The 26,533-nt window shown below is 61.5% G+C and carries 22 protein-coding genes; 15 read left to right on the forward strand and 7 right to left on the reverse strand.

Annotation, left to right across the window (positions count from 1 at the left end; all coding sequences use genetic code 11):
• Positions 1-28 precede the first annotated feature (28 nt).
• Positions 29-634 carry a 2-hydroxychromene-2-carboxylate isomerase gene (locus BM269_RS04840; protein WP_090435889.1) on the forward strand — a complete coding sequence of 202 codons (606 nt, stop codon included), beginning with the start codon at positions 29-31 and terminating at the stop codon, positions 632-634.
• A 55-nt stretch (positions 635-689) separates the two neighbouring features.
• Here BM269_RS04840 and BM269_RS04845 read toward each other — a convergent pair whose 3' ends face one another.
• The 3 genes from BM269_RS04845 to uvrA all read right to left on the reverse strand — a co-directional run bounded on the left by BM269_RS04845 (position 690) and on the right by uvrA (position 6,010).
• Complete coding sequence (locus BM269_RS04845; RefSeq protein WP_090435890.1) at positions 690-2,513, reverse strand: DUF4214 domain-containing protein; 1,824 nt, start codon at positions 2,511-2,513, stop codon at positions 690-692.
• Positions 2,514-2,690: 177 nt separating this feature from the next.
• Positions 2,691-3,158 (reverse strand): YbaK/EbsC family protein, encoded by a 468-nt coding sequence (locus BM269_RS04850; protein WP_090435891.1) that lies wholly within the window; start codon positions 3,156-3,158, stop codon positions 2,691-2,693.
• The gene (gene uvrA, locus BM269_RS04855) at positions 3,158-6,010 is read right to left on the reverse strand and encodes an excinuclease ABC subunit UvrA (protein WP_090435892.1); all 2,853 of its coding nucleotides are present in this window, start codon (positions 6,008-6,010) and stop codon (positions 3,158-3,160) included. The genes BM269_RS04850 and uvrA overlap by 1 nt, the downstream gene beginning before the upstream one ends.
• A gap of 282 nt (positions 6,011-6,292) precedes the next feature.
• On the opposite strand from uvrA, the gene ssb reads away from it, so the two are divergent.
• The 4 genes from ssb (at position 6,293) to BM269_RS04875 (ending at position 10,399) form a co-directional block, all read left to right on the forward strand.
• Positions 6,293-6,799: a single-stranded DNA-binding protein gene (ssb, locus tag BM269_RS04860; RefSeq protein ID WP_090435893.1), complete on the forward strand. Its 507-nt coding sequence runs from the start codon at positions 6,293-6,295 to the stop codon at positions 6,797-6,799.
• A gap of 158 nt (positions 6,800-6,957) precedes the next feature.
• Entirely contained in the window at positions 6,958-7,557 is a 600-nt protein-coding gene (locus BM269_RS04865; protein WP_139232664.1) for a hypothetical protein, read from the forward strand.
• Between the two features lie 25 nt (positions 7,558-7,582).
• On the forward strand, positions 7,583-8,212 hold the full coding sequence (locus tag BM269_RS04870) for a hypothetical protein (RefSeq protein WP_139232665.1): 630 nt from the start codon (positions 7,583-7,585) through the stop codon (positions 8,210-8,212).
• A 3-nt stretch (positions 8,213-8,215) separates the two neighbouring features.
• Complete coding sequence (locus BM269_RS04875) at positions 8,216-10,399, forward strand: hypothetical protein (RefSeq protein ID WP_090435896.1); 2,184 nt, start codon at positions 8,216-8,218, stop codon at positions 10,397-10,399.
• 126 nt (positions 10,400-10,525) lie between these two features.
• On the opposite strand, the gene BM269_RS04880 is transcribed toward BM269_RS04875, so the two are convergent.
• On the reverse strand, positions 10,526-11,788 hold the full coding sequence (locus BM269_RS04880; RefSeq protein WP_090435897.1) for an NHL repeat-containing protein: 1,263 nt from the start codon (positions 11,786-11,788) through the stop codon (positions 10,526-10,528).
• A gap of 55 nt (positions 11,789-11,843) precedes the next feature.
• Between BM269_RS04880 and BM269_RS04885 the strand changes: the two genes are divergently transcribed.
• The 4 genes from BM269_RS04885 (at position 11,844) to BM269_RS04900 (ending at position 15,760) form a co-directional block, all read left to right on the forward strand.
• Positions 11,844-12,857, forward strand: coding sequence for a hypothetical protein (locus BM269_RS04885; RefSeq protein WP_090435898.1), 1,014 nt, complete (start codon positions 11,844-11,846; stop codon positions 12,855-12,857).
• Positions 12,858-12,966: 109 nt separating this feature from the next.
• Complete coding sequence (nudC, locus tag BM269_RS04890; RefSeq protein ID WP_090435899.1) at positions 12,967-13,779, forward strand: NAD(+) diphosphatase; 813 nt, start codon at positions 12,967-12,969, stop codon at positions 13,777-13,779.
• 49 nt (positions 13,780-13,828) lie between these two features.
• Positions 13,829-14,395: a GTP cyclohydrolase I FolE gene (folE, locus tag BM269_RS04895; RefSeq protein WP_028102807.1), complete on the forward strand. Its 567-nt coding sequence runs from the start codon at positions 13,829-13,831 to the stop codon at positions 14,393-14,395.
• 3 nt (positions 14,396-14,398) lie between these two features.
• A complete protein-coding gene (locus BM269_RS04900; RefSeq protein ID WP_090435900.1) occupies positions 14,399-15,760 on the forward strand; it encodes a thioredoxin family protein in 1,362 nt (453 codons plus the stop codon).
• Between the two features lie 79 nt (positions 15,761-15,839).
• Here the strand turns inward: BM269_RS04900 and BM269_RS04905 are convergent, their stop codons facing one another.
• The gene (locus BM269_RS04905; protein ID WP_090435901.1) at positions 15,840-16,757 is read right to left on the reverse strand and encodes a LysR family transcriptional regulator; all 918 of its coding nucleotides are present in this window, start codon (positions 16,755-16,757) and stop codon (positions 15,840-15,842) included.
• Between the two features lie 102 nt (positions 16,758-16,859).
• Here BM269_RS04905 and BM269_RS04910 point away from each other — a divergent pair, with 102 nt between their 5' ends.
• The gene (locus BM269_RS04910; RefSeq protein ID WP_090435902.1) at positions 16,860-17,861 is read left to right on the forward strand and encodes an aldo/keto reductase; all 1,002 of its coding nucleotides are present in this window, start codon (positions 16,860-16,862) and stop codon (positions 17,859-17,861) included.
• Here the strand turns inward: BM269_RS04910 and BM269_RS04915 are convergent.
• Positions 17,858-18,736 carry a LysR family transcriptional regulator gene (locus BM269_RS04915; RefSeq protein ID WP_090435903.1) on the reverse strand — a complete coding sequence of 293 codons (879 nt, stop codon included), beginning with the start codon at positions 18,734-18,736 and terminating at the stop codon, positions 17,858-17,860. The genes BM269_RS04910 and BM269_RS04915 overlap by 4 nt on opposite strands.
• Positions 18,737-18,845: 109 nt before the next feature.
• Between BM269_RS04915 and BM269_RS04920 the strand changes: the two genes are divergently transcribed.
• Complete coding sequence (locus BM269_RS04920; protein ID WP_090435904.1) at positions 18,846-19,781, forward strand: zinc-dependent alcohol dehydrogenase family protein; 936 nt, start codon at positions 18,846-18,848, stop codon at positions 19,779-19,781.
• Between the two features lie 7 nt (positions 19,782-19,788).
• On the opposite strand, the gene BM269_RS04925 is transcribed toward BM269_RS04920, so the two are convergent.
• Positions 19,789-20,238: a hypothetical protein gene (locus tag BM269_RS04925; protein WP_090435905.1), complete on the reverse strand. Its 450-nt coding sequence runs from the start codon at positions 20,236-20,238 to the stop codon at positions 19,789-19,791.
• A gap of 113 nt (positions 20,239-20,351) precedes the next feature.
• On the opposite strand from BM269_RS04925, the gene BM269_RS04930 reads away from it, so the two are divergent.
• From BM269_RS04930 to BM269_RS04945, 4 genes are read left to right on the forward strand one after another with little or no spacing between them, the layout of a single operon-like run.
• The gene (locus BM269_RS04930) at positions 20,352-23,873 is read left to right on the forward strand and encodes a response regulator (protein ID WP_090435906.1); all 3,522 of its coding nucleotides are present in this window, start codon (positions 20,352-20,354) and stop codon (positions 23,871-23,873) included.
• Positions 23,873-24,703: a CheR family methyltransferase gene (locus BM269_RS04935; protein WP_090435907.1), complete on the forward strand. Its 831-nt coding sequence runs from the start codon at positions 23,873-23,875 to the stop codon at positions 24,701-24,703. The genes BM269_RS04930 and BM269_RS04935 overlap by 1 nt, the downstream gene beginning before the upstream one ends.
• The gene (locus BM269_RS04940; RefSeq protein ID WP_090435908.1) at positions 24,703-25,308 is read left to right on the forward strand and encodes a chemotaxis protein CheB; all 606 of its coding nucleotides are present in this window, start codon (positions 24,703-24,705) and stop codon (positions 25,306-25,308) included. The genes BM269_RS04935 and BM269_RS04940 overlap by 1 nt, the downstream gene beginning before the upstream one ends.
• Entirely contained in the window at positions 25,308-26,528 is a 1,221-nt protein-coding gene (locus BM269_RS04945) for a hybrid sensor histidine kinase/response regulator (RefSeq protein WP_090435909.1), read from the forward strand. The genes BM269_RS04940 and BM269_RS04945 overlap by 1 nt, the downstream gene beginning before the upstream one ends.
• Positions 26,529-26,533: the final 5 nt, after the last annotated feature.

Consider the following 26,533-nt stretch of genomic DNA (forward strand, 5'->3'; position numbering starts at 1 on the left):
TTTCGGCGAAAACTACTAAGGAGCGGCCATGGTCCTCGACTTCTACTTTGATTTCGCGTCGGGCTATTCCTACTTCGCCGCGCGCCGCATCGAATGGCTGGCGGCTGCCAACGGCGCCACGGTGCGCTGGCATCCGGTGCTGCTGCCGGCGCTGACCCAGGTGACCGGGGTGCTGCCGTCGCCGGTGGTACCGGTCAAATGGAAGTACGTGACGCGCGATATGCAGCGCACGGCGCAGGAGGAAGCGATTCCCTTCAATCCCGCCGGCGCCTTCCCGCAGATGCTGATCGCGCCTGGACGCGCCATGCTATGGGTGCGCGCCAACCATGGCGAGGATGCTGCGGTGTCGTTTGCGCGTACCTGCTTCCAGGCTTATTACGCCGATGGCGTGGACATTGCGGACAAGGCGGTGCTGCTGGGGATTGCTGAGAGCCAAGGCATCGATGGCTCGGCCTTCCTGGCCAGCCTGGAGGACGCGGCGATCAAGGCGCAGTTCAAGCTAGGCAATGAGGAAGCGCTGGCACAGGGTGTGTTCGGCGTACCCTTTGTGCTGGCGGACGGAGAACCGTTCTGGGGCTACGACCGCTTCCCGCACCTGGAGCGCTGGCTGTCCGCCGCCAGGCGGGCAGCCTGAAAGCAGCAAGGCGCGCAATATGCGCGCCTTGTTCAGGCGGTCCTATACCCGGCGCTTACATGTTATAGCGCGTGTACTGGATGCCGTGGGTGAGGGACGGCGCAACACCGCTGATATTTTCCGCGCTTTCGCTCATGGAGGCCAGGACTTCGGCGCGGGTAGCGGCGTTGGTGTTTAGTACGTTGACCCAGTAGGCATAGCCGCTGGGATCCGGGGCGCGATGAAGCACGTTGTTGTACAGCGAAGTGACAAAGCTCTCGTTGCTTGGATTGGCGCCATACAGATTGATGAATTCTGCGCTCGCGATGAAGGATGCTGCGATATCCTTCATCGCCGTGCCGCGGTCAGCTTGTGCGATCCAGAACCCGAGACCGCTCAGGTCCGGCTTGCGGTTGAACGCAGCCTGGTACAGTCGGAAGACCTTGCCTGCTGGGCCGTTGATGTCAAGGGCAACTGTCGCATCGGCAAACTGCAGGCGGTTGGCGGACAAGTTGTCATACGTCACAGCGGGTTCGCTACCGGTGCTGGAAGTGACGGTAAAGCTGGTGCTTGTTCCGACCTGGTTGATCGCATAGCTGCTCAGGGGGGCCGTATAGACACCGCGCTCCTGCAGAGAATTCGAGGCATAGAAGCCGGCCAGACGCTGGGCATTTTCCACCAGGACGCGGCGATTGTCGGCGCTATTGGCATCGCCGAACACATGGCCATTCAGGGCCAGTAATGGCGACGAAAACACGTTATAGCGGATGCAACCGGTAACTCCGGCATTCGTGCAGGTGGTGCCATAGGCCATCACGGAGTACTGCTTGAAGGTCAAATCGACGAAGCCATGGCCGTATGGATATGGCGCGTTCGTCGGATCCTGGGCCACATCATGCCGGGCACCGAACAGGTGCCCCATCTCGTGGACAAACGACAGGCTGGTCGTGGCACAGGTACGGGCAACCATGGCGAGCGCGGAATTGGCTTGTGCGCCAATGGCGCCGGCCTGGCCGCAAATGGCCTGGTTGCTGTCGTTCTTCATGGTTTCGGCCAGCACCATGACGACGTCGGCGCCAACGCTGTTGCGCTGCGAATTCAGTGCGGCGTTGCCCGCAATTGCCTGGATGTCGGTGCTGGTCATGCCGGTTTCGTTATAGTTCACCTGCATGGTGCCGACCAGGCGCACTCGGGTATTGGCAAGCTGGGTGTTGCTGAAGGTCAGGTTGGCGCTGTCGATTGCACTCTGGATCGCTGCGCCAGGATTGCCGCCAGTGGCGGTGGCAACCTGGTTGGTGTAGGCCACCAGAACATCGATCTTCTTTTCGGCAGTACTGATCGATGGGGCGCCGGCAGCCAGCAAGGCGCGAGGCTGGGCCAGCAGGAAAACCTTCGGCGCAGCATTGTGCAATTTGCTGTCGTCCGGCATGCGGCTGTCATCGATTTCGCGCAAGGTGTATGCACCTCCCTTGTCGGACTGCAGCTCATAGTGTTTCATCGGGCCGTTTGCGGTTTGGCCGATGTAGAGGGAACCGACGACTTGCTTGTCGACGACGGTCAGCGTCACATTGTTCGATGGAACCGATTTCACATGGCCGTACCAAGTGTAGTTTGTTGCGCTACGACGTTCTACGCGAACCATCGTCAAGGTTACGCGCTGGCCGTCAAACAGCTCAAGGTCGATTTCCTTTGCAGCGGCGCCGTCCGGGGCAATGTGCTGGAAATTGATGTTGACTGACTTCTCGCGCTTGATCGCGTCTTTGAGTGCGCCGGCCAGTGCGCCACTTTTCGAAACTGCTGCAGCGGGAGTGAACAGCGTGGCTCGCGTTTGCGCGTGGGCCTCGGCGTACAGCATTGGAATTGCCAGGAGTACTGCGGTTTTCAATTTCAGATGACGCATGAAATACTTTCTGGTGGTTGAGGAGAGTTGTCAGCTTAGCATGGTCTTCTTATGAGAAATCTATCGGAATATTGCAATCGATTAACTTTCTATATGGAAGGAAGCAAGCGAGCGCGCAGCGGCATGGTGGGCGACTTCAGCCCAGGCGCAGCACTGCGCCGGATCGAACGAGCGGGGTTATGCAGGTGGCAATGCCACGTCAATCCACTGCGCGCCAGTCAACTGCGCCATGCGTTCGGGGCAGATGCGCACCGCAGCATTGATCGCGCCGCCGGCAGGAAGCACTTCGCTGAACACGCGCAGTGAAACATCGCAATAGACAGGTATCGGCCCCGGCAGGCCGAAGGGGCAGACCCCGCCGACCGGGTGGCCGGTCAGTTCTTCCACTTCATGCGCTCCCAGCATGCGCGCTGTGGCGCCGAAATGGGCCTTGAACTTCTTGTTGTCCAGCCGCGCATCGCCGCGCGTCACCACCAGCACGATGCCTTCCTTCATGCGCAGCGACAGCGTCTTGGCGATCTGCCCCGGCTCGACGCCGTGGGCCGCCGCCGCCAGGGCGACGGTGGCCGTGCTTTCCGCCAGTTCGATGACTTCCAGGTCCGGCGCGTGCTGCGCCAGGAAGTGTTTGACGGAATGCAGGCTCATTATTTTTTCTTCAGCAGAGGACCGAGGTATTTGCCGGTCACGCTGGCCGGGTTGGCCGCCACTTCTTCCGGCGTGCCGCTGGCGATGATCTGGCCGCCGCCGGCGCCGCCCTCAGGACCGAGGTCGACGATCCAGTCGGCAGTCTTGATCACGTCGAGGTTGTGCTCGATGATGACCAGGGTGTTGCCGTGGTCGCGCAGGCGGTGGATCACCTTCAGCAGCAGGTCGATGTCGTGGAAGTGCAGGCCGGTGGTCGGCTCGTCCAGGATATACAGCGTGCGGCCCGTATCGCGCTTGGACAGTTCCAGCGACAGCTTGACGCGCTGCGCTTCGCCGCCGGACAGCGTGGTGGCGCTCTGTCCCAGCTTGATGTAGCCCAGGCCAACGTCGAGCAGGGTTTGCAGCTTGCGCGCGATGACCGGCACGGCCTTGAAGAATTCGTGCGCGTCTTCCACCGTCATGTCCAGCACTTCGGTGATGCTCTTGCCCTTGTAGTGGACTTCCAGCGTCTCGCGGTTATAGCGCTTGCCGTGGCAGACGTCGCAAGGCACGTAGACGTCAGGCAGGAAGTGCATTTCGACCTTGATTACGCCGTCGCCCTGGCAGGCTTCGCAGCGGCCGCCCTTGACGTTGAAGGAGAAGCGGCCGGCCGAGTAGCCGCGCTCTTTCGCGACCGGCACGGTGGCGAACAGGTCGCGGATCGGCGTGAACAGGCCGGTGTAGGTGGCCGGATTCGAACGCGGGGTGCGGCCGATCGGCGCCTGGTCGACCGAGATCACCTTGTCGAAGTGTTCCAGGCCGCTGATCGATTCGTGCGGTGCCGGTTCGGTCTGGGAGCCGAACAGGTGGCGCGACAGGGCCGGGTACAGGGTATCGTTGACCAGGGTCGACTTGCCGGAACCGGAAACGCCGGTCACGCAAGTCATCAGGCCGACCGGCAAGCTGAGCGAAACTTTCTTCAGGTTGTTGCCGGTGGCGCCGGTAATGGTCAGCTGGCGCTGCGGATCGGACTTGTGGCGCTTCTTCGGCACTTCGATTTTCAGCTTGCCGCTCAGGTATTGCGCGGTCAGCGACTCCTTCGACTTCAGGATGTCCTTCAGCGAGCCGGAGGCGATCACGTCGCCGCCATGCACGCCGGCGCCCTTGCCCATGTCGACCACGTAGTCGGCGGTGCGGATCGCGTCTTCATCGTGCTCCACCACCAGCACCGAGTTGCCGATATCGCGCAGGTGCTTCAGGGTATCGATCAGGCGGTCGTTGTCGCGCTGGTGCAGGCCGATGGATGGTTCGTCCAGCACGTACATCACGCCCGTCAGGCCGGAACCGATCTGGGAAGCGAGGCGGATACGCTGGGCTTCGCCGCCCGACAGGGTGTCGGCGCTGCGGTCCAGCGACAGGTAGTCCAGGCCGACGTTGTTCAGGAAGGTCAGGCGCGAAACGATTTCCTTGATCACGCGGTCGGCGATGTCTTTCTTCGCACCCTTCAATTTCAACTGCTCGAAGAAGGACAGCGTGTCGCGCAGCGGCTTCTCGGCGATCTGGTAAATCGCGCGTTCCTGCTTGCCGGTGCCGATCTTGACATGGCGCGCTTCCACGCGCAGGCGCGCGCCTTCGCAGCTTGGGCACTTCTTCTCGTTGATGAACTTCGCCAGTTCTTCCTTCACCGCCATCGAATCGGTCTCGCGGTAGCGGCGCTGCAGGTTGTTGACGATGCCTTCGAAGGTGTGTTCCTTGACCACCGCCTTGCCGCGCTCATTCATGTAGGTGAATGGAATGGCGGTCTTGCCGGAACCGTGCAGCACCACATCCTGCGCTTTTGCGGGCAGTTGCTCGAACGGCGTATCGAGTTCGAAATCGTAGTACGCGGCCAGCGCTGCCAGCATCGAGTAATAGAACTGGTTGCGGCGGTCCCAACCCTTCACCGCGCCGGACGCCAGCGACAGGTTCGGGAAGGCGACGATGCGGCGCGGGTCGAAGAACTCGATATGGCCCAGGCCATCGCACTCGGGGCAGGCGCCCATCGGGTTGTTGAAGGAGAACAGGCGCGGCTCCAATTCCTGCAGCGAGTAGCCGCAGGTGGTGCAGGCGAACTTGTTCGAGTAAATGTGCTCGGCGCCGCTGTCCATTTCGTAGGCGACTGCGCGGCCGTCGGCCAGGCGCAGTGCGGTTTCGAAGGATTCGGCCAGGCGCTGCTTGATCTCCGGGTTCACCTTCACACGGTCGATCACCACGTCGATGGTGTGCTTCTCGGTTTTCTTCAGCTTCGGCAGGTCGTCCACTTCGTAGATCTTGGCGTCGTGGGTGCCGCTCTGCACGCGGAAGCGCACGAAGCCCTGGGCCTGCATGGCTTCGAACAAATCGGCGTGTTCGCCTTTGCGGTTGGCCACCACCGGCGCCATGATCATCAGCTTGGTGCCTTCGGGCATGGCCAGCACGGCATCCACCATCTGCGATACCGATTGCGCTGCCAGCGCGTGGTCCGGGTGGTTGATGCAGTAAGGGGTGCCGACACGCGCATACAGCAAACGCAGGTAGTCGTGGATCTCGGTCACGGTGCCCACGGTCGAACGCGGGTTGTGCGAGGTGGCCTTCTGTTCGATGGAGATCGCCGGCGACAAGCCCTCGATCATGTCCACGTCCGGCTTTTCCATCAGCTGCAGGAACTGGCGCGCGTAGGCCGACAGCGACTCGACGTAGCGGCGCTGGCCTTCTGCGTACAGGGTGTCGAACGCCAGCGACGACTTGCCGGAGCCGGACAAGCCGGTGATCACGATCAGCTTGTTGCGTGGCAGGTCGAGGTTGATGTTTTTCAGGTTGTGCGTGCGCGCACCGCGGATGCGGATCTCTTCCATGCGTGGGTACCTTTCGGGGTCAGCCCGATACTATAGCGTCGAATGAATTCTTGCGCCGCGCCCTCGATACACCAAGCCCAGCGTCAAATACTGTACATATTACCAGTATTTGGGCGGTACGTCAGGTAAGCCATGGCGGCGCTGGTGACCGATGCCGCGATGGCGGCCATTTCAATTGAGCTGCATCAGCTTATGCGATATTTGATAGGCTATTAATTTAGGGTAAACTCCGTGGTTTTGGGGCCGTCGGAACTGCCCCTACACCCTTCAGGAGTTTCATAAATGGCATCAGTCAACAAAGTGATCATCGTCGGCAATCTGGGTCGCGATCCGGAAATCCGCTACATGCCTAGCGGTGACGCGATTGCCAACATCGCCGTAGCTACCTCGTATCGTTCGAAAGACCGCAACACCGGCGAACAGAAAGAGCTGACCGAGTGGCACCGTATTTCCTTCTTCGGCCGCCTGGCTGAAATCGTCGGCCAATACCTGAAAAAAGGTTCTTCCGTCTACGTGGAAGGCCGCCTGCAGACCCGTAAGTACACCGACAAAGACGGCATCGAAAAATACGCAACCGACATCATCGCTGAAAACATGCAGATGCTGGGCGGCCGTGACGGCGGCGGCGCGAGCATGGGTGGCGGCATGGGCGGTGGCGACGACATGGGCTACGACGCACCTGCGCCACGCCAGGCCCCACGTCCACAGGCAGCGCCGGCACCGGCACCACGCCCGGCACCACGCCCAGCGCCGAACTTCTCCGACATGGATGACGATATTCCGTTCTAAGAATTAGCAAAGCGCTGGTAGTTCACGGAACCCTGTAAGTCCCTGACTTACAGGGTTTTTCTTTTGGCAAATGTCAAGCGAATCTCGTGACAAAGCGCGCATTTCTGGCAAGTTTCTTTTGTTATATTGACATTTATCAATACAGGGGAGCTTGCGAGATGGAAACTCTTAAAGCTGCAATGGTTGGGGCAATTTTGGTCGCGGCTGGAATTGCGTCAGCCGACTCTGGATTCCAAAACCCAATATTTATCCCTGTCAAAGAGGATGCCTGCCCTAGCGACAAAGTGTCCGTTTCGTTCTCGCCTGACAAAAGCTCGATAGCGATTCTTCGGAAGGATGGCTATTTTCTTCAGACTCCAAAAGACAGCAAGATTAACGTCAAGGCACGCTGTAAGTTCGATTTAGTGATATCCCGTTCTCCAGCCGATCCCCCGGTGCTGCAGCTGGATTTTCGTGGGGCGGAGCACAAGTTCCCAGCGAGTGAGCTTGACCTAAAGGTAACGGTCGGCAGCACAACTTACAGGGCGTACTATCCACGTGGCCAACTGCGCGATGGGAGTCCGAATTTCATGCGATTCCAATTGCCCATTCCCCGCTCTGGAAAGCTTCAGGTAGAGATCGAAGCCAAAGCTCGAAGCTTCGATGGCAAGGACGGTGTTCAGCTTTCTGTGGATTCGATTGACGCCTGTTTTGCCAATAGCGACGCAACTGAAGCTTGCGCGGCGTTGGCCGCAAAAAAAGCTCTCGCCATTAAATAATCAGTGTTCCTCTCAGGAGTTTCACATGACTCGACGCGGTCGGTATGGGCTGGTGTGCCTCTTGTTTGCGGCAACCCTAAACGGGTGTGCTAATTCAACTGCCAACTACAGCCTTGGAGTCGGTGGAACAGTGGCATTGGGTCATACACCAACTACCAATATCGGGCAAACCTACTACTTGGGAATGTTCGACCCGCGTGAGCAGTTGCCACCGACGATTTATCGCATTCGCGTGCAAGGACAGGCCAGTGCCCTGTCAACGACTGCTTTCGCATCCGGTTGGCTGCGCGCCGATTTGGTGGACTCGTTGTCGGGGCAAATCTTTTTGGACAAGAATCAGGTGCGGACGACAGAAGAGGTTGCCAATCGCATTGCGCCGGAAGGCGACAGAGGAGCTTTGAACCGGCGGTTGATCATGTTCGGGCCAGAGGGTTTTCGTGAAGCGCCAAGGAATCACAGGTTGGTTGTGGTGATGGGATCGAATCCTGAGAGCTTCTTTAGTTCAGTTGACCGCGCTTTGGGGGTAGTCGCGGGTGCAACTCAAGCTGCGGGCGGCGAGCCGGACGTGTCGCGTGAACTTTGGACCGATGCCGCTCGTATGCGCGAGGAGCGGCGAGCGATGCAGACTATGCTGGATCTCACCGGAAGGGAGTGAGAGATGAATCAAATTTCATTCGTTCGTTCGCTGGTCCTTTGGTCGTTACCGCTCGTGTTAGTCACGGGTTGCGCCTCACTTCAGATTGACGTCGATGTTTATAAAGGGCCTCTGGCGAATGAGAAAGAGATTCAGGTCCAACAGTTCGCGACGATGGCAACCTCCGCCAAGCCATTGATAGTGAACCTGTATTGCAAATCAGCAGGCGAGACGACAGAGCAGTCCTGTGCTGAGAAATTGCGTTTAACGTGCGATCAAATCCCTGAATACAAGCAGAGGTTTCTCTGCGAGGTGCTCTATTTATATGAGGACAAGCCAGGATTGGAGGGGGGAAATTCCAGTCAACCTGTCAAAAGTTATACCCGACGGTCGCAAAGCCGAAAGCCGGGCCTGGGATTGGATAGCCTCACAGCTGCCGTGACCAAGGCAAGGGAAACCGGGAATAAAAAGGCGATCAATGAAGCTGTCGAGGCGTTGACTGAAGCCCTGGTTTTCTTTTCGCAGAAAGTGCTTTACATGACGAATAACGAACTCCTGTTTGGCTCGCCAGCTGAAAAGGATAAAGATCCGATGGTCGCGGTGCTGCAATCGTTGGGCAATACCATCCTCGTGCACGCAAATGATTTGCAGCGTCAGAAAAATCGTAAAGCAGAGATCGAAAGTCATGCGGCAAGTGAAGGCAATGCCGTGCAACAGGCATTCGATTCTGAGCCTGCGGTAATTCTGGTGGAAATAAAAAACCGCCTTCGCCATCACAGATTCGGGAGCGGAGATCCAGATGAGGAGGAGACGCAGGATACCGTTCGCGATGACGAACTGCGAGCAAAGACGGTCGCAATCGTTGAGGTGGTGTCGAGGGACGTGCTCACATCAGCAGAGAAAATCAAGACGCGTGATCCACGTGTCATTCGGGACTTATTGCTGCAGAAGCTGGAAGAGCTTGGTAAGAATACTGGCAAAAACAAATTTACTGCGGCAGATGTAAAAGTTACGCTGTCGACTGTTGAGAAATTCAGGGTCTTTGGAGCCATCTGCCAAGGTGACAGGGAGTTGCGTACCTGTAGGTCGAAAAATACCGTGGAAGTTGTTGACAACCTGATTGCTCGGCTTCGAGCGCAGCGCGTGCAGGCGATCGCAGTGGGTGATGCTGTCAGTGCAGCGAATCTTTTGAATGCGATCAATGCTGCGTACGACCAGCGGACTGCAATGATCTACCTGCGTCCAGCTAGCGACTACCTTCGTAGTGTCTATTCTGCAAATGAGCTGCAGGAAGGTACCGAAGATCAGTACCGGAATATGCTGGCCGAGTGGTTCAAGCATTATTTGAATCCGTTCGAGAAAGATGGATCGAATGCCCGCCGCGAGCTGGAGAAAATCCACTGGCAGAACGTCAATAAAGTCACTGTCAGCGGCGGCGGTTCTACCAACTACGTGTTGGCCAAGGACGACGTGGGTAACTGGTATGTGAAAGCCTACGGCTCCGATCCCGAGGCGATCATCAAGTCGGCCACAAGCCTCGCCCTTTTCAATAGCGGGAAGGCCGTAAATATGAACTTGCTGCGACGCTTTGATGTGCAGCGGCAGCTAGATGAAGACAAGAACCTTAGTTCGCAACGGCGCGCCGAACTCCAGCAGGAACTTGCAAGTACCAATAAGGCAGGTGGTCAATCCCTCTTGAAAGTACGTGACCGCTACGCCGATCGATACAGGCGTGACACGGACGCGCAAGCGAATTCCTTGCTTGCCCAGGCCAACGACCTGCCAGGGAAAGTTGCAGCCGAGATAGCTCAGGTGCCCGATTGGCCTGAGGATAAATGTCCTGTGGCAGACACCAAGGCCTTGCTTGCTCCATTGGATGCAAAATATCTGGTTTCGGCGCGCGATAGGCTTTCCAAAGCGTTAGCGGATGAATCGGATCCTGCTAAGGCAAGCTTTAAGACTCTTGAACAAGTGGAAAACGGTATTCAAGGGTTGCTGACAGGGATGCATGTTTACAGTAGCGATGCGCAGCGTGTACTCGGGCAGGTCAAAGATTCAGCTTGCCCGGATGTCCAGCGAACGGCGGGGGATAGGGTGCGCAGTTACGTGAGGGCACAAGTTGCGGCTGCGGCGACGGACCGTAAGGCGAGCATTGAACGGTACGAGGACGCACTGACACATATTCTCGAGGTCGCAGGTGAAAAGTAGGTCGTGTTAATGGCGACGCGTTGCTAAGTCCCCAGAGCTGTCTGAAGCACTGGGGCGGTGGGATTGAGCAATTGGGGTGACTGACGTAGCGCGCCTCCTGCAGACTCCGGAAGACAGGTTTTTGCTTTACGGGCCGACCTGTGGCGTCAACTGACGCAGCAAATCGGCGTCAACCATGATCAGGTTGCCGCGGTTGTCGGCCGCGATACCTCTCGCCATGGAGAAGCTGGCCGTGCCGCCAATACCGTCCGCGGAACCGGAAACGCTGCCGGCCAGGGTAGTGACCATTCCTCCTGGACTGATCTTGCGCACCAGGTTGTTACGCGCGTCTGCCACATAAAGGTAGCCAGCCTTGTCAATGGCAATGCCAAGCGGCTGGTCGAAGCTTGCGCTTGCGGCAGGACCGTCGGCCTTGCCGCCCACGTTGCCGCTGCCTGCGATAGTCGTCACGAGACCATCGGGCGTGACCTTGCGGATCCTGTCGCTGACGGCGTCGGTGACATACAGGTTGTCAGCTGCGTCAATGCAGATGCCAAAGGGATTGGAAAAAGTGGCGGCCTGCCCCTGGCCGTCTGCTGTTCCGAGGGTGCTATCACCGGCAAGGACGCTCAACACGCCTGCCGGTGTGATCTTGGCGATCTGGTTGGTAGCATAGCCTGCAACAAACAGGTTGCCAGACTTGTCCACCGCGATCCCAGCCAAGCTGTACAAATTGGTCGCTACTGTAGTGACGGCTCCATCGGGGGTGATCTTGTGGATACTCCGGTTGGAGTGATCGGCGACAAAGACATTGCCATCCTTGTCCACCGCAATTCCGATGAGTAAGCCGAAGCGGGCGTCGTCGGACAGCCTCGTCTCGACACCACCGCTGATCTTGCGCACGCTGCGGTATTCCGCCACATAGATCGACCCTGCGGCGTCGATGGCAACGCCCAACGCATTCGTAAAACTGTTGGTGGCCAGGGTGCTGACGCGCGCCATCGTTGAACCGCAATTGGCGGTCACGTCCGTGACATTCGCGCCGGCGATTGCGCCGGACGCCGTCCCGCTAAGGGAGCAGGCCTGGAAACCTAGCACCGGCTGTGCAGAGATCTTGACCGCATAGGCCGCGCCATTGTTCAATTTCTGGGCAAAGGAGAAACGCGTGTCGCCAACTGCAGGGCGGATGGTATCTTCCCCGTTCGTCAATGCCAGTCCGCTGGTTTCCAGGCCGGAAATGCTGCCGCCCACCGAATAGGTGACTGGCGGTGGAGCCGGTGGTGGGGTGGTGGGAGCCGTGGTGGTGGAGGAACCTCCGCCACCGCAAGCGGTCAGGAATGTGGCGGTGATGATGAGCAGTGGCAAACGCATATCGCTATTTTTCGAAATGAAATAAAAGTTGGCAAACATAACATGCTCGACGTATGTTGTTGAAACTTTGCACATTGAATGATGAGGAGCGGGATTGGGAGATGAATTGATCCAGCGGCAGGTAGCCTTGGTAAGTTACGGCACCAGGTTCCTGCGCAAGGAACTGGAGCTTGAAGACTGGTTCCATCATGGGATTTTCTTTGGCGCGCGATTCCAATTCCGGGATCATCAAACCAACCAGTTACTGGCCGATGACTTCACGCAGTGGCTGGGCAACTTGGCAATGACCGGGGCGACACGTCTGTCGTTGCACCGCGCTGCGGACCTTGGGCTGAAGGTGGCGGATCAGGCCAAGTATGCGATCGTGGTCCATTATCCCGGTTGCTACCAGGCTTGGGCCGGACGCGAAGAGCAGCCTGTGTGGATGGACTTCCTGCTTCCAAGTGCGGCTGCCTACGCGGGTGATCTTGATTGTTATCGGGGCGCGGAACAGCGCCCAGGGAAGCTCGATGTGCCGGGTACCGATTGGCAGCAGTTGGCCGCGGCAATCGCAGCCGACCTGGAGATTGTCGTCCCGACAGGTGATGCCCCCTTGTGTGTCCAGGTCCAGCTTAGCGAAGAATGGGCGAAGATGCCGCTGTTCGTGGGGCCGCCGCTCGCGCATAAGATCTTGTCGACGCTGTATCGGGAACAGGCCAAGTTTGACAACGACACGCACCCCAAGAACGACAGCAGCTATTACCACCACCTGGATGCGGCTGGTGCTGCGGCCGTGGACCATCGGGGCGAGTGCCTGACAAGCTGGATAGCCGAAGTGCACCTGCTCTGCGCGAACGATGTCGGTGACGCTGCACAGGAAAAGCAACCGTTGCACCGGATGCAGGAACCGCCGCCGCTTCAGTCCGAACCGGAATTGGTGGCACCCATGCCGCTCGCCGAGGTGCAGCCGCCTGCAAAGAGCACATGGATCAACCGCATCGCCCTTGCTGTCGCCATCGCTGTACTTAGCTTGCTGATCCTCGCTCTCGCGAACATCATCGCCCGTTTCCCCTGGCTGGCCGTGTTGGTCGCTTTGCCTTGGGGGCTTTATATGCGACAAAAGAAGTAGTTTTAATTGACGGAAGAAACTGGGGGCATCTCCAGCCACCGAGGCCATTCGCTCGCCGCAATAGAAGTTCAAGTATCATCGGCCTGTTGCCAGGACTATATTGAACGCCATGCTACAGACCCCCGCCGGTTTCCTGCCCCTGATCCAATCCGCCCCCACGGCCGACATCCAGACCCTGGTCTTCCACAAAGACCGCTTGCTGTTGCGGGAGGAAGGACTGGCCCTGCCGCCGCATGCGGAATTGATCGCAGCCGGCCTTGAGCTGTCCAGCGCCATGCCGCTGGGTACCTGGGGCGGCCGCTACTGGCAGGTGGCACAAGCGCCGCATGACACTTCGCCCTTGCCGGGCCATGCCTACCTCGGCTTGCGCACCTTGTTCGGCGCAGTCGAGGACGGCTTGCTCGGCGTAGCAGGGCGCGCTTTCCAGATCGCCGAATGGGCTCGCACCCACCGCTTCTGCGGCGCCTGTGGCTCGCCGATGCTGCTGGCGCCCGGCGAGCGCGCCATGCGCTGCACCTCCTGCAGCCATCTCGCTTACCCGCGCATTTCGCCGGCCATGATGGTACTGATCAAGAAGGGCAAGCAGCGCCTGCTGGCCGCGCACGCCAATTCGCCGTACAAGCGCTACACCGCCCTGGCGGGCTTCCTGGAGGCCGGCGAGTCGGTGGAGGAGGCGGTGCATCGCGAAGTGTTCGAGGAAGTCGGCCTGCGCGTGCACAACCTCAAATACTTCGGCAGCCAGTCCTGGCCCTTCCCGCATTCGCTGATGATTGCCTTCACCGCCGAATACCTGGACGGCGAGATCGTCACCGACCCCAACGAAATCAGCGACGCGCGCTGGTTCGGCCCGGAAGACGAGTGGCCGACGCTGAGCCATACGGTTTCCATCGCCAGCGAGCTGCTGGCAGCGAACCGACCCTGAACGCTGTATACTGGTGGATTAGATTCCACATTTCACGGTTCTTGCAATCATGACTAAAGAAGTATTCACCGAAGACGATTGGCGCCGCCTGCTGGAGCACCTGGGCGAAGACCCGAATCGTCCAGGCCTGATCGAAACTCCGCACCGCGTGCACAAGGCGTGGAAGCACTGGGTATCCGGCTATGGCCAGGACCCGGCGGAGGTGCTGAAGGCCTTCGAGGATGGCGCCGAACAGTACAACGAGCTGATCGTCGTGAAGAACATCCCGGTGTACAGCCATTGCGAGCACCACCTGGCGCCGTTCTTCGGCAAGGCCACCGTGGGCTATGTCCCAAATGGCAAGATTGTCGGCTTGTCCAAGCTGACCCGCCTGGTGGACGTGTTCTCCAAGCGCCTGCAGGTGCAGGAACGCATGACCATGCAGATCGCCGAAGCGCTGATGACCGTGCTGGAGCCGAAAGCCGTGGGCGTGGTGGTCAAGTGCCGCCACCTGTGCATGGAATCGCGCGGCATCCGCACCGCCGGTGAAGAAACCGTGACCTCCGCCATGCTGGGCGAACTGCAGCCTAACCTGGCGATGCGCACCGAATTCCTGGCACTGGCTCGCGAGTCCTGATCCATGGCTGACGCTATCGAGTGGTTCGAAGGCGGTTTTGATGCCGCACTGGAGGCAGCCCGCGCTGCCGGTCGTCCGCTGTTCCTGTACTGGGGCGCCGCGTGGTGCCCGCCGTGCAACCGGGTCAAGTACGAGATCTTCGGCCGCGAAGAATTCCCTGCCAAGCTGCAAAGCATGGTGGCGATGCAGCTCGATGGCGACAGCCCGAACGCGCAGGCGATGGCCGCGCGCCTGAAGCTGCGCAGCTATCCGACCATGGTGATGTACCGCCCGGATGGCAGCGAGATCACCCGCCTGCCGTGCGAACTCGATGGCGAACTGTTTGGCGAAGCCTTGATGGCGGCGCGTTTTGCCGGCCATACGGCGGGCGAGTCGATGGCCGCAGCCCTGGATGGCACGCGCGGCCTGTCGCCGTCCGAATGGACGCTGCTGGCGAACTACTCATGGGATACCGATGAGGGCGTGCTGCTGCAAGGCCGCGACCTGGGCGTGACCTTGACCACCCTGTCGCAATTGGCTGCGGCCGCGATGAGCGGCGAAGCGCCGGCTGCCGCGCGCCAGGTGGAAGATGCGGCCACCCGCCTGCGCCTGCACGCGATGGTGGCGCAGGCTGGCCGCGTGGTGGATGCCGCGTCGCCTGAGTTCCTGCTGAAAGTGCTGGGCGATGCGCGTGTGGCGCGTGCCAATATGGATATCTTCGGCAACAGCGGCCACCAGCTGGTGCGCGCTGCGCCGGCACGCCATGCTGAACTGGCGACTGCCATGGCACAGGCCGCGCATGTGTGGGCTGAGGATATGTGGTTGTCGGCGCCGGATCGTTTGACGGCGGTGCGTTTGCAGGTACGCATGTCGCGCATGGGCTATGCGGCGGAAGGCTTGCCGCAGCTGGTGCGCACGCGTGTCCAGCAGGCGCTGGCACTGCTGGAAGACAAGTATGGGCGCCATACGCTGGTCAACACGGCGGCCAGTGCGCTGAACGACGCGGGGCTGCATGCGGAGGCGGAAGCTTTGCTGCAGTCGACGCTGACGGAGTCGCATGCGCCTTACTATTTCAAATTGAGCCTCGCGTCCGCGGCCAAGCGCCGCGGCGATCTGCCGGGCATGCTGGATTGGTATGAAAAGGCATGGCGTTCGGCGGTCGGACCAGCGACGCGCATCCAGTGGGGCGTGACTTACCTGTTTTCATTGATCGACACCACGCCGGGTGATACGGCGCGTGTCGAAGCTGCGGCGGCAGGGTTGGCGCAGGATTTTTCCAATACACCGGATGGATTCAAGCAGCGCAATTTGACGCAGGCGCAGAAGTTGTTGGCCAAGTTGCCGGAGGGGGTGGCGTTAGGCGACGTTTTGCGGGCTGGTATCTAAAACCGGTAAACCGGTGTCAGACGCGCAGAGTCTGACACAGATATGCGGCCGCCGCGGGCCTGGTGTCTGACCCTGCGGGTCAGACACCGTTAGACCGGTTTCCGTCGTCCAACCGCAAAACCTCCCCCAGCCAATCCACAAACACCCTCACCCTCGGCGACAGGTGCCGGTTGTGCGAATAGATAATCGACACCGGCATCGGCGCCGGCCGCCACTCCGGCAGCACCTCCACCAACTCCCCGCGCTGAATCAACGCCTCGATCCCCGGCAGCGGAATCTGCGCCAACCCGATCCCTGCCAGGCAGGCTCCCAGGTAAGCCTCCGAACTCCCCACCGACACCTTGCTGCGCACCGACATTGTCTTCACCTGTCCATCCACCACATACTCCCAAGGCAGGTCGCGCCCCGTCTGGCTGGAGAAGTAGTTGACCGCCCAATGCTCGCGCAAATCCTCCAGCGTGCGCGGCGTTCCATGCGCTGCCAGGTAGGAAGGCGACGCCACATTCACCTGCTTCATCGCCCCCAGCGGTTTGGCAACCAGGGTCGAATCGCGCAGCACACCTGCCCGCACCGCACAATCAATGCCTTCTCCCACCAGGTCCACCAAGCGGTCATTCGCCCCAACGCGGATCTTGATGTCCGGATAGCGGGTGAAAAAATCCGGTAACGCAGGAATCACGCTCAGGCGCGCAATGCGTTCCGGCAGGTCAACCCGGATCGTGCCGGAAGGCTTGCGGCCATTGGTCAGGAACAGGGCATTGATGTCCTCCAGCTCATTGAGCAGTGCGCGGCAGCGCTCAACGTAAAGCTGTCCTTCAACAGTCAGGCTGACCTTGCGCGTGGTGCGCTGAAGCAGCCGCACGCCGAGCTGCTGCTCGATCGCCTGGACGGCATTGGTGACGGTGGGGCGGGGAAGGTCGAGCTGTTCGGCGGCCTGGGTGAAACTTTTGCTGTCGGCCACCGCCAGGAAGACCTGCATGGCCTTGAGCTGGTCCATTGTTATTTATTGCCGAATAAAGATGTAGTAAATGCCGCATTTATTGTTCGATTCGATAATAGCACAATGGTCTCCATCGAAACCCCACCTGGAGATCAGCAAATGGAAACCCGCAAACTTGGCAGCACCGGCCCGCAAACCTCCCAGCTCGGCCTCGGCCTGATGGGCATGTCCGACCTGTACGGCCCGGCCGACCGCGCCGAAAGCCTGGCCACTATCCACGCCGCGCTGGACGCCGGCGTCACCCTGCTCGACACCGGCGACTTCTACGGCATGGGCCACAATGAAATGCTGCTGGGCGAAGCACTACGGGGGCGCGACCGCGAGCAAGTGCAGGTCAGCGTGAAGTTCGGCGCCTTGCGCGATCCGGACGGCGGCTTTATCGGCTACGACTCCCGCCCCCAGGCCGTGGCCAACTTCCTGGCCTATTCGCTGCGCCGCCTGGGCACCGACTACATCGATATCTACCGCCCGTCGCGCCTCGATCCGGCGACGCCGATCGAGGATACCGTCGGCGCCATCGCGGAGCAGGTGCGCAAGGGCCACGTGCGCCACATCGGCCTGTCCGAAGTGAACGCCGACACGCTGCGCCGCGCCCATGCAGTGCATCCGATCGCCGACGTGCAGATCGAGTACTCGATGATCTCGCGCGGTATCGAGAACGGCTTGCTGCAAACGGCGCGCGAGCTGGGCGTCGGCATCACGGCATATGGCGTACTGTCACGCGGCCTGATCAGCGGCCATTGGACGGCCCAGCGCGAAGGTGAACAGGATTACCGTGGCCTGTACAGCCCGCGCTTCCAGGGCGAGAACCTGAAGCACAACCTGGAACTGGTGGAGCATATGCGGGCGGTGGCGCAGGCCAAGGGCATCAGCGTGGCGCAACTGGCGATTGCCTGGGTGATGGCGCAAGGCACCGACATCGTGCCGCTGGTCGGTGCCCGCACCCGCAGCCGCCTGCAGGAAGCGCTGGGCGCATTGGACGCGGTGCTGCTGCAATCGGAGTTGGAAGCGCTGGACCTGATTGTGCCGCAAGGCGCCGCAGCCGGCGGCCGCTACAACGACTATCAGTTATCGCATCTCGACAGCGAAAAGGCGGCCTAGGCGAACACTTCGCCGAGGAAGTCGATAAAGGCCTGCACTTTGGCCGCACGCTGGTGGCGCTGCTGGTACAGCGCGGTCAGCACCGGGCCGGGTGCCTGGTACTCGGCCAGCAGCGCGACCAGGGCGCCGCTGCGCAGCTCTTCTTGCACGGACAGCGACAGGAACTGGCCGATCCCGGCACCGGCCTTGCATGCTTCGACCAGCGAATCCACGTGGTCGAAAGAGGCGCGCGCCGACGGCGCAAATGCGACGCCGTCAGCGAATTGCCATTCGCGCAGGCGCCCTGCGCGCGGCAGGATGAAATGCAGGCAGTCGAAGCCCGCCAAGTCATCCGGCGTGGCGGGCACCCCATGTTGTGCGATGAAGCCCGGGGATGCGCAGCAAACGAAGCGCGTTGGCAGCAGCGGCCGTGCCACCAGGCGCGCATCGCCAATCTCGCCCAGGCGCAACACAACGTCGTAGCCCTCGTCCACCATGTCCACCATGCGGTCGCTGGCGCTGGCCTGCAGCACGATGCCCGGATAGCGTGCCAGGAAACGCGGCAAGGCGGGTGCTATGTAGTAGCGCGACACCAGCCCGGGCATGTTGACGCGCAAAGTACCGCGCGGCTCGCGGACCGAATGCTGCAGGTTCGCCTCCAGCTCTTCCATTCCTGTGAGCAGGCGCCGGGCGTGCTCAAGGCATTCGCGCCCTTCGCCCGTCAGCGACATGCTGCGCGTAGTGCGGTGCATCAGCCTGACCTGGAAATGGGCTTCCAGCGCGTTGACTTGCGCGGTGACGGAGGACGTCGATATGCCCAGCTTTTCCGCCGCGCGCGAAAAGCCGCCGGTCTCCACGACTGCGCAGAAGACGCGCAATGCATCAAGTTTGTCCATCACGCCATTATCCACAATTCGGGGATTCTGTTTGCAGCCCGGCCCTGTTTTTCCGGCGCCCGCCGCTGCCTACACTGGCAGTCATCGCAACCAAACAGGAGTTCTTGCCATGAAAGCCATGATTCTCAAGTCTGCCGGCCAACCGTTGATCCACGAAGAAATCGCCAAGCCGGTAGCGGCAGCCGGGCAGGTACTGGTGCGCATCCACGCCAGTGCCGTCAATCCGCTCGACCTCAAGATTGCCGCCGGCAAGGCTGACCATGCGCGCATGCCGCTGCCTGCCGTGCTGGGAATAGACATGGCAGGCGTGGTGGAAGCGGTCGGCCCTGGCGTCACCGCTTTCGTGCCGGGCGACGCGGTGTTCGGCATGACCGGAGGCGTAGGCGGCGTGCAGGGCTCGCTGGCCGAATACGCCGCGGTCGACGCCGACTTGCTGGCGCACGCACCGCGCAGCATCAGCCTGCGGCACGCGGCAGCGCTGCCGCTGGCCATCATCACCGCTTGGGAAGGACTGGTGGATCGGGCGCACGTGCAGGCCGGCCAGTCGGTCCTGGTGCAGGGCGGCGCCGGTGGCGTTGGCCGCATGGCCGTGCAGCTGGCGCTGGCCCTCGGCGCGCAGGTGTCGGCCACGGGACGTGCCGCCCAGCGTGAAGCCATCGAGGCGATGGGCGCGCGCTTCATCGAGCAGCTTGACGGCGAAGAGTTCGACATCGTGTATGACACCGTTGGCGGCGCGGTGTTGGATGCCTCGTTCCGCGCGGTGCGCGAGTACGGCGGACATGTGGTCAGCGCCCTTGGCTGGGGCACCCATGCCCTGGCGCCGCTCTCGTTCCGGGCCGCCAGCTATTCCGGGGTGTTTACCCTGCTGCCCCTGCTGTCGGGCAAGCGGCGCGCGGCGCATGGGGCGATCCTGCGCGAGGCGGCGCGGCTGGTTGATGCGGGCCAGCTGTCGGTGCACCTGCACGGGGAACGCTTCACCCTCGCGCAAGCCAACCAGGCGCACGCAGCCCTCGGTGGCGGGAAAGTGGTGGTGGATATTGCCTGAGCCGGGGCTACTGGGGCGCGGGCGGGGCGGCAGCCGGCGCCGCCCCGGGGACGGCCTCCGCATCGAAGGTCATCTTCGTTTTCTTGCTCTCCGCCACATAGGTGCCCAGCTTGGTCCCGGTGGCGGTGGTATCGCCGCCTTCGGCGACCAGGGTGCAGCCCTGGGTCTCCACCTGCCAGACGTACTTCCCGGCGCGCAGGCTCCAGACGTTATCGCCGCTGGCAAACAGTTCGAACTCCAACCCGTCCAGCGGCATTTCGCCCAAGAAAATCGCACGCTGGCATTCCGGCAGGCGTGCAGCCATCAGCGTGTATTGCGCGTCATCCTTCCAGAAAAACTCCTGCTGCCGCCGCACGGTCAGCGTGTGTTCGCGCGTGCCGTCCGCATAAAAGGTTGCGGAATCATCAACGCAGCCAGCCAGAAAAAACAGCGGCACGACAGTCAGGATTTTGCGCATGGGCGATGGGACGTGATTGGTTTGAAAGCAATTATAGCCCCCGCGCACGATTGCCGCGCAAGCTCCGCCGTAGGGGTACACTGGAATCTTCCCGATGACAGTCCGACAATTCCATGCAAAGAAGTTCGACCATCGACGACCACGGGTTTCGCCGAATCCTGAACCGCAACGTGAAGATCCCGCTGCTTGGCGGGATTGTTGCTGCCGCCATTTTCGTGGTGCTGTTCGCCTACCTGATGAGCACCTGGAGCGACGTCGAGACCACCGAGCGCGCCATCGGCAATGCGCAGGAATTGCGCAAGCTGACGGTCGACATGGAGAGCGGCATGCGCGGCTTCCTGCTGACGGGCGATGACGCCTACCTGGCCCCTTTCATCGCCGCGCGCCCGCGCTTCGAAGCCTCCTCCGACTCGCTGCGCGAACTGGTGGAGGATGACTCCACCCAGGTTGAACGCCTGCGCCAGATCCGCGCCCAGCACCAGGCCTGGCTGCAGGCTGCCGACCAGATGATCGCGGCACGCCGCGCGCAGCGCGATTACCTCGGCATGTTGCGTGCCGGCGCCGGCAAGGTGGCGCTGGAAGACTTGCGCGAGCAATTCCGCGCCTTTATTGCGCATGAGGAGCGGCAGCGTGCCAACCGCGGCGAGGCGGTGCGCGTGGTGGGTTTCTGGACGGTGGCGATCTTCCTGGCCGTGAGCCTGGCGGTGAGCAGCCTGCTGGCGTGGCTCGGGCGGCGCGACCTGTTGCGGCTGTCGACCGTCTATCGCGATGCCTTGCAGGAGCAGCATACGCATGCCTACCAGCTGCAGCACCAGGCCTGGCTGCGCGAAGGCCAGAGCCAATTGGCCGAGCAGGGGATCGGGCAGATGGCGCTGCCGCTGCTGTCGTCGACGCTGCTGGATTTCATGGCGCGCTACCTGGACGTGGCGGTGGCTTCGTTCTACGTGGTGCAGCCGGATGGCGCGCTGGAGCGCACGGCGGCGTACGGCTTCAGCCAGGAGGACGAGGAAAAAGGCCGGCAGCTGATGCCCGGTGAAGGCCTGGTCGGCCAGGCGGCGCGCACGCGGCGGGCAATGCATATGGCGCAAGTACCGCCGGGGTATATCAAGGTGTCGTCGTCGCTGGGCGATGGCGTGCCGCAACAGATCGTGTTGCTGCCGGTGCATAGCGACGGCCGTGTGAATGGCGTGGTGGAACTGGGCTTCCTGCGCGAGGTGGGCCGGCGCGAGCTGGATTTCCTCGAGTTGGTGGGTGGCAACGTCGGCATGGCGATCGAGGCGACGGTGGCGCGCCAGCGCCTGGCCGAGGTGCTGGCGGAAACGCAGTCGCTGAATGAGGAGTTGCAGGTGCAGCAGGAGGAACTGCGCACCGCCAACGAGGAACTGGAAGAGCAATCGCGCGTGCTGGAACGCTCGCAGGCCAGCCTGGAAACGCAGAAGCTGGAGCTCGAGCAAAGCAATGAAAAGCTGGCCATGCAGGCGGAAATGCTGGACCAGCGCAATGCCGCCCTGGCCGCGGCGCGGGTCGATGTGGAAGCGCGCGCGCGCGACCTGGAGCGGGCCAGCGAATACAAGTCGCAGTTCCTGGCGAATATGTCGCACGAACTGCGCACGCCTTTGAACAGCTCCCTGATCCTGGCCAAGCTGCTGGCGGATAACGCGCAGGGCAACCTGGACGAGGAGCAGGTGCGCTTCGCGCAAACCATCTACAACGCCGGCAACGACTTGCTGGCGCTGATCAACGATATTCTGGATATCTCCAAGGTGGAGGCGGGCAAGCTGGAACTGGCGCCGGAAGACGTGGCGCTGCAGTCGATGATCGACAACCTGCAAGCGATCTTCGCACCGTTGGCGCAGGAGAAGCAGCTCCAGTTCGTGGTTGACTTGCTGCCCGGACTGCCGGAAAAGATCTACACCGACCGCCAGCGCCTGGAGCAGATCCTCAAGAACCTGCTCTCCAACGCGGTCAAGTTTACCGACCGCGGCAAGGTGATCCTGCGCCTGTCGCCGGGCGAAGCGGGCTTGCTGCGCTTTGCGGTGATCGATACCGGCGTTGGCGTCCGGGCGGAGCAGCAGGGTGCGATCTTCGATGCCTTCCAGCAGGGCGATGGCACGCCGAGCCGGCGCTTCGGCGGCACCGGGCTGGGATTGTCGATTTCACGCGACCTGGCGCGCTTGCTGGGCGGCGAGGTCGAGGTCTCCAGCGTTGAAGGGCAGGGCAGTACGTTTACCCTGCTGCTGCCGACGCAATGGGCCGCCGCCGCGCCGCAGGACGAAGCGCCGTCCATCGACCCGTCCGCAGCCACGGCCGCCCAAGTTGCCTCGCCAGCGCCGGTGCCGGCGCCGGCGGCGCGAGCGGAAGCCCGCAGCGGGACGGCGCCCGCCGGTGCGAACGACAGCGGCGCCACGCTGCGCCCCTTCGAGGACGACCGCGCTGCCCCGCCGCCGCCTGAGCGCAAAGTCCTGATCGTGGAAGATGATCCCGACTTCGCCCGCATCCTGTACGACCTGGCGCACGAAGCGAATTACCGCGCCTTGGTCGCTTTCACCGCCGAGGAAGGCCTGCAGCTGGCCGAAGCACACCAGCCGCAAGCCGTCATGCTCGACATCCGCCTGCCCGACCGCTCCGGCCTGTCGGTGCTGCAGATGTTGAAGGACAACCCGCAAACCCGCCACATCCCGGTGCACGTGATCAGTGCCGCCGACAGCGGCGAAGCGGCCCTGCACCTGGGCGCCATCGGCTACGTGCGCAAGCCTGCCGAGCGCAACCAGCTGCTGACGGTGTTCGAGCGCCTGGAGCGCCGCTTCACGCAAAAGATCAAGCACATCCTGCTGGTGGAGGACGACGCCCGCCAGCGCGAAAGCATGGTCAGGCTGATCGAGGACGAAGACATCGCCATCACGCCCGTCGCCAGCGGCGCCGAAGCGCTGGAACAGCTGCGCTCCACCATCTTCGACTGCATGATCATGGACCTGAAGCTGCCCGACATGCAGGGCAGCGAACTGCTGCAGCAGATGTCGCAGCAGGAGATCGCCAGCTTCCCGCCGGTGATTGTCTATACTGGACGTAGCATGACGCGCGCCGAAGAAGCCGAGCTGTCGAAGTATTCGCGCTCCATCATCATCAAAGGCGCGCGCTCGCCGGAGCGCCTGCTGGACGAGGTCACCCTGTTCCTGCACAAGGTCGAGTCCCAGCTCTCCAGCGAACGGCAGACCATGCTGAAGGCAGTGCGCAGCCGCGACCGAGTGTTCGAAGGCCGCCGCATCCTGCTGGTGGACGACGACGTGCGCAACATCTTCGCCCTGACCAGCGCCATTGAGCAAAAAGGAGCCCTGGTGGAGATCGCCCGCAACGGCCAGGAAGCCCTGGACAAGCTCGATGCCGTGCCCGACATCGACCTGGTGCTGATGGACATCATGATGCCCGGCATGGACGGGCTGGAGGCCACGCGCCGCCTGCGCGCAGATCCGCGCTTTGCCCGCCTGCCGGTGATCGCCATCACCGCCAAGGCCATGAAGGACGACCAGGAGCAATGCCTGGCAGCCGGCGCCAACGACTACCTGGCCAAACCGATCGACCTGTCCCGCCTGTACTCATTGCTGCGGGTGTGGATGCCGGCCATGGACACGGTGTGATGAACGACGGCGCCCCGATCAGCAGCGTCGAAATCGAGCTGCGCATGTTGATGGAAGCGATCTTCCTGCGCTACAGCTACGACTTCCGCGACTATACGGGCGCGTCGCAAAAGCGCCGCGTGCTGCACGCCATGAACGAGATGGGCTGCACCACGATCTCGCAATTGCAGTCGCGCGTGCTGCACGAACCCAGCGCCTTCAGTCAGCTGCTGCAATACCTGACCATACCGGTGACCGAGATGTTCCGCGACCCGACCTACTACATCGGGCTGCGCGAGCACGTCATGCCGGTGCTGGGCACCTATCCCTCGCTGAAGATATGGGTTGCCGGCTGCAGTACCGGCGAAGAGGTGTATTCTCTCGCCATCCTGCTGAAGGAAGAAGGCCTGCTGGAACGCAGCATCATCTACGCCACCGACATCAACCCGCAATCCCTGGAAAAGGCCAAGAAAGGCGTTTTCCCGCTGGAGAACATGCGCAACTACACCGCCAATTACCAGGCTGCCGGCGGCAAGCGTGCCTTCTCCGACTACTACACGGCAGCCTACAACGCCGCCCTGTTCGACCGCTCGCTGTGCGAGAACGTTACCTTCGCCGACCATAGCCTGGCAACCGATTCCGTGTTCGCCGAAACGCAATTCATCAGCTGTCGCAACGTGATGATCTACTTCAACAAGAAGCTGCAGGAGCGAGCGCTCGGGCTGTTCCACGAATCGCTTTGCCACCGCGGCTTCCTTGGGCTGGGGAGCAAGGAAAGCATCGACTTCTCCTCCTTCGGCCCGAAGTTTGACGTGCTCGCCAAACGCGATCGCCTGTTCAGGAAAAAATAATGCCAACCGACCCTTCGCTGGAACTGGCCATCCAAGGCCGCACCACGGAGGCGGTCGTTATCGGCGCGTCAGCCGGCGGTGTGAATGCGTTGATGCAGGTGCTGCCGGCACTGCCGCGCGGCTATCGCTTACCGATAGTGGTGGTTCTGCATGTAAGAAGTGGTAGGCATAACCAGCTGGTGGACGTGTTCCAGCAAAGGCTGCAGATACCGGTGAGTGAAGCGGGCGACAAGGACGAGCTGATCCCGGGTACCCTGTATTTTGCGCCAGCCGGTTACCACCTGTTGCTTGAAGATGAAAGAAGTTTTGCCTTGAGCTGCGATGCGCCGGTTCACTTTGCGCGACCGGCAATCGACATTACCATGGAAACAGCGGCGGACGTTTTTGGCGCCAACCTGGCAGGCATCCTGCTCACCGGCGCCAATAACGACGGCGCACAAGGCCTGGCCGCCATCGGCAGGGCCGGCGGGCTGACCTTGGTCCAGGATCCGGAAGAAGCCAATGTCGGCGTGATGCCGTTGGAAGCAATTCGCCTGCGCCAACCGGACCTGGTGCTGCCGCTGGAAAAAATCAAGCAACTACTGCTGATGCTGGAGAAGCACTGATGGAACCAACCAATGTCCTGCTGGTAGACGACCTGCCGGAAAACCTGCGCGCCTTGAAGGCCCTGGTGCGCGCCGACGATCGCATGATCTACCAGGCCAGAAACGGCGAAGAAGCGCTCGCCCTGTTGCTGGAACACGAATTCGCCCTCGCCATTGTGGACGTGCAGATGCCCGGCATGGATGGCTTTGAACTGGCGGAGCTGATGCGCGGCACCGGCAAGACCCGCCATATCCCCATCGTATTCGTCAGCGCGGCCGGCAAGGAACTGAATTACGCCTTCAAAGGCTACGAAGCGGGCGCGGTGGATTTCCTCTACAAGCCGCTGGATTCGGATGCGGTGAAAAGCAAGGTCAATGTCTTCGTCGACCTGTTCCGCCAGAAGCAGGAAGTGCGGCAGATCGTCGAACAGCGCGAAGCCACGGTGCGCGAGCTGAACGCCGTGCAGCAGGAGCTGCAGCGCGCGCTGGAAATGCGCGACCAGTTCATGTCCATGGTGGCGCACGAATTGCGCACGCCGCTGAACACCCTCTACCTGGAAGCGCAGATGCGCAAGCTGCAGCTCGAGCGCGGCAACATGGACCACTTCGCGCCGGAGCAGCTGGAGCGCATGGTGGCGCGCGACATGCGCCAGATCCACGCCATGGTGCGCCTGATCGACGACATGCTCGATGTATCGCGCATCCGCGCCGGCAAGCTGTCGATCCGACCCGCGCGGGTCGACCTGGAAGCGCTCCTGCAGCGCATCGTCGGCGACCTGTCGCACCATGCGGCCGACATGCACAGTGAACTGCGCCTGTCGATCTTGCAGCCCGTGGCCGGATGCTGGGACGAATTCCGCGTGGAGCAGGTAATCGTCAACCTGATCAACAACGCCCTGCGCTACGGCGGCGGCAAGCCGGTCGACGTGCGCCTGCACGCCGACAGCCAGAACGCCCGCATCGAAGTGATCGACCAGGGCGTCGGTATTCCCGAAGAAGTGCTGCCGAAAATCTTCGAACCCTTCGAGCGCGGAAAGATGGAAGGCATGCCGGCCGGTCTTGGCCTGGGCCTCTACATCTCGCGCCAGCTCGCCGAATCGCACGGCGGCAGCCTGACCTGCCGCAGCAAGCCCAATGAAGGCGCCACTTTCATCTTCACGTTGCCCCGCGCCGACGAAATGTCCACCGCGGGACCGGGAACAAGCAAGGAGATTTTGCCTTTGCCGGCAAGTTGTGCCTAGAATGT

This window comes from Duganella sp. CF458 (genome assembly GCF_900113115.1).
Taxonomy (GTDB): domain Bacteria; phylum Pseudomonadota; class Gammaproteobacteria; order Burkholderiales; family Burkholderiaceae_D; genus Rugamonas.

Bases quoted from the DNA above. Each gene is read 5' to 3' on its own strand.
- BM269_RS04880 (WP_090435897.1), bottom strand. From the start codon at position 11,788: ATGTTTGCCAACTTTTATTTCATTTCGAAAAATAGCGATATGCGTTTG.
- ssb (WP_090435893.1), top strand. From the start codon at position 6,293: ATGGCATCAGTCAACAAAGTGATCATCGTCGGCAATCTGGGTCGCGAT.
- BM269_RS04850 (WP_090435891.1), bottom strand. From the start codon at position 3,158: ATGAGCCTGCATTCCGTCAAACACTTCCTGGCGCAGCACGCGCCGGAC.
- BM269_RS04945 (WP_090435909.1), top strand. From the start codon at position 25,308: ATGGAACCAACCAATGTCCTGCTGGTAGACGACCTGCCGGAAAACCTG.
- BM269_RS04925 (WP_090435905.1), bottom strand. From the start codon at position 20,238: ATGCGCAAAATCCTGACTGTCGTGCCGCTGTTTTTTCTGGCTGGCTGC.
- folE (WP_028102807.1), top strand. From the start codon at position 13,829: ATGACTAAAGAAGTATTCACCGAAGACGATTGGCGCCGCCTGCTGGAG.
- BM269_RS04915 (WP_090435903.1), bottom strand. From the start codon at position 18,736: ATGGACAAACTTGATGCATTGCGCGTCTTCTGCGCAGTCGTGGAGACC.
- BM269_RS04840 (WP_090435889.1), top strand. From the start codon at position 29: ATGGTCCTCGACTTCTACTTTGATTTCGCGTCGGGCTATTCCTACTTC.
- BM269_RS04870 (WP_139232665.1), top strand. From the start codon at position 7,583: ATGACTCGACGCGGTCGGTATGGGCTGGTGTGCCTCTTGTTTGCGGCA.
- BM269_RS04930 (WP_090435906.1), top strand. From the start codon at position 20,352: ATGCAAAGAAGTTCGACCATCGACGACCACGGGTTTCGCCGAATCCTG.
- BM269_RS04935 (WP_090435907.1), top strand. From the start codon at position 23,873: ATGAACGACGGCGCCCCGATCAGCAGCGTCGAAATCGAGCTGCGCATG.
- BM269_RS04905 (WP_090435901.1), bottom strand. From the start codon at position 16,757: ATGGACCAGCTCAAGGCCATGCAGGTCTTCCTGGCGGTGGCCGACAGC.
- nudC (WP_090435899.1), top strand. From the start codon at position 12,967: ATGCTACAGACCCCCGCCGGTTTCCTGCCCCTGATCCAATCCGCCCCC.
- uvrA (WP_090435892.1), bottom strand. From the start codon at position 6,010: ATGGAAGAGATCCGCATCCGCGGTGCGCGCACGCACAACCTGAAAAAC.
- BM269_RS04920 (WP_090435904.1), top strand. From the start codon at position 18,846: ATGAAAGCCATGATTCTCAAGTCTGCCGGCCAACCGTTGATCCACGAA.
- BM269_RS04865 (WP_139232664.1), top strand. From the start codon at position 6,958: ATGGAAACTCTTAAAGCTGCAATGGTTGGGGCAATTTTGGTCGCGGCT.
- BM269_RS04875 (WP_090435896.1), top strand. From the start codon at position 8,216: ATGAATCAAATTTCATTCGTTCGTTCGCTGGTCCTTTGGTCGTTACCG.
- BM269_RS04845 (WP_090435890.1), bottom strand. From the start codon at position 2,513: ATGCGTCATCTGAAATTGAAAACCGCAGTACTCCTGGCAATTCCAATG.
- BM269_RS04900 (WP_090435900.1), top strand. From the start codon at position 14,399: ATGGCTGACGCTATCGAGTGGTTCGAAGGCGGTTTTGATGCCGCACTG.
- BM269_RS04940 (WP_090435908.1), top strand. From the start codon at position 24,703: ATGCCAACCGACCCTTCGCTGGAACTGGCCATCCAAGGCCGCACCACG.
- BM269_RS04910 (WP_090435902.1), top strand. From the start codon at position 16,860: ATGGAAACCCGCAAACTTGGCAGCACCGGCCCGCAAACCTCCCAGCTC.